Annotated in this window: 1 protein-coding gene and 1 pseudogene; one reads left to right on the top strand and one right to left on the bottom strand. The window is 66.7% G+C overall.

The genetic code is table 11. The features are described from left to right. Window positions 1-121: 121 nt before the first annotated feature. Window positions 122-1201: pseudogene (locus tag MZTS_RS12760) on the bottom strand (TonB-dependent receptor plug domain-containing protein); the annotation flags it as partial. Window positions 1202-1505: 304 nt separating this feature from the next. On the opposite strand from MZTS_RS12760, the gene MZTS_RS12765 reads away from it, so the two are divergent. Continuing rightward, window positions 1506-2373 (top strand): alpha/beta hydrolase (locus tag MZTS_RS12765; protein WP_192284133.1); only part of this gene is annotated, 868 nt, incomplete at its 3' end.

The raw sequence follows: 2373 nt of genomic DNA on the forward strand, positions 1-2373 counted from the left end.
ACTCGGGGCGACCAACGCCCATTCGTCATCGGACACATCGGACGGGTAGGCTTTTCGGATCAGGCTCATGGCCCATCATCTGAGCCACCCGGCCGATAGGTCCATAACAGCCTCTCAGGCCGTCGGGGCTGATGGTGGAGATCGAGGTGTAGCGGTAATCGGTGCTGAGATCGTAGAAGCGGAAGTTCTGTCGGAAGACGAGATCCGTGTCGAAGCGGTGCTCGAATGCGTAGCCGACCCGGCCCTGCTGCTGCTTGAAGTCGTTGAAGGCGGGGTCGCTTGAGTAGAGCCGGGTCGGACGGAAGTTCTGGTTGAAGAACGTCGTGCTGCCCGGAAGCTTGGTTTCCTGATACTCGCTGAGGACAGTGAAGGTGGTGTCGGCGGACGGTTTCCAGGTGAAGGCCGGGGCGATGTAGCTCCGGTCGTCGGCGCCGCCCGGCAGGAAGGTGTCGGATTGCCGCTTGATCCCGGTGACGCGGTAGGCGAGCGTGCCGTCCGTGCCCTCGACCGGGCCGCCGATGTCGACATTGCCCTGGTAGCGGTCGAAGTTTCCGACCTGCAATTGCACTTCGCCGAAGGGCGTGAAGACCGGCCGCTTCGTGGTGACGTCGAGGATGCCGCCGGGCGAGCCGAGGCCGTAGAGCCCGGAGGCCGGTCCGCGCAGGATCGTGGCCGCCTCGATGCCGTAGGGCTCGATGCGCGGCACCGTCAGGCCCGATGCGATCTGGCGCAGGCCGTCCCGGTAGATGCCGTCATAGGTCAGGCTGAAGCCGCGGACGTAGAACGAATCGAAGCGTGGATCGAAGCCGAAGACGTTCGAGGACACGCCGGCCACGTAGCCGATGGCCTCGTTGAGGGTCTGGACGTTGCGGTCGTTGAGCTGCTCGCGGGTGAGGACCGTGACCGATTGCGGCGTTTCGAGCAGCGGCGTGTTGGTCTTGGTCGCGGTGGGGCTGACCCGAGCGGTGTAGCCGGTGACGCCGCTCGGCCCGCCGCCGCCGCCGCTCGTGGCCGCACTGTCCTGGGAGATCGCCATGTTCCCGCCCGCGCCGGAAAGTCCGACCCCGCTCCGGGTGCCTTCGACCGACAGCTCGCTCAACTCGACGCTCGCCTGCTGCGCCCAAGCCGGCGAGGACGGGAGCGGGCACAGGGCCGTGGAGGCAAGGAGGAGGCCGGCGAGCCGACGGCGGGGCAGGAGCATGGGGCGGTCGGGGGTTTATAAACTTGGCCTTGCGCGGATTTGCAGGCTATTTTTGTGGAATACAAGCCAATTCGTTGAAATGTCGGTTAGTTTTGAATCGATATAAATTGGCAATTTCGAACAGTTTCTGGTTGTTTCTATCGAAAATGCTCTGTGATCTGAGGAAATAATGGCTCGAATTTGCAATTGTCTCCAGTCCGCGTAGGCGGGCCAGCCACGCCCGGATCATGACGAAAGCTCCACCCATGCTTCAGCGACGCGAAGATGCCCTGGTCATGTCCCGTCCGGCTGAGCCCGCCGTTCGATGAGGCTCCTCTCCCGCCGCCTCGTTCTGGGCCATCTCGCCGGGATAAGCCTCCTGCCCGGCGGGCCGGTCCGGGCCGGCGCGGACGAACCTGCGACGCTCCCCGGCACGGTTCGGTTCGATCTCGGCGGCGGTGAAGGCCGGCCGATCCGGCGCATTACGCTCTACGTGCCGCCCGGCGAGGCGCCGGCCGCCGGGTGGCCCGCCCTCACCCTGCTCGACGGTAACGCGCTGGTCGGGACGGCGATCGATATCGAGCGTGTGCAGGCCACCTATCCGGCTGGCAGCGGCATCGGCTCACGCTTCGCCATCGTCGCGGTGGGATACCCGACGGAGGAGGCCTATGACAGCGTTGGGCGCTCGTGGGACTACACCCCGCCACCGGGGCGAACCTACCCGCCCTACAAGCCGGGCGGGCCGCCGCTGCGGACCGGCGGGGCTGCGGCCTTTCTCGACTTCCTGACGCGGGAGCTTCGGCCCGCCATCGCGCGGCGCTGCCCGATCGACCGGTCGCGGCAGGCCCTGTTCGGGCATTCCTTCGGCGGTTTGTTCGTCCTCTACGCCCTCGCCCACGCGCCGGAGGCCTTCTCTCACTGGATCGCGGCCAGCCCGAGCATCTTCTGGGAAGACGCGGCCCTGCTGAGCAGCATCGACGGTTTCGAGAAGGGGCCGCCCACCTGCGCCCGGGTGCTGCTGATGGCCGGTGCCTACGAGGCGGAACTGGCGCCGTTCCAGCAGGCGCTGCCCGACCGCGAACAGCGCCTCGCCCGCCTAGCGGAGGAGCTATGCAGGATTTTAGGTGACGGAGGCGGTCAGGCGGCGCGGGGATCTGGGCTCGCGGTGACCTCGGTCCCGTCCGGGAAGTTGC

Source organism: Methylorubrum zatmanii, assembly GCF_014845115.1.
GTDB lineage: Bacteria > Pseudomonadota > Alphaproteobacteria > Rhizobiales > Beijerinckiaceae > Methylobacterium > Methylobacterium zatmanii.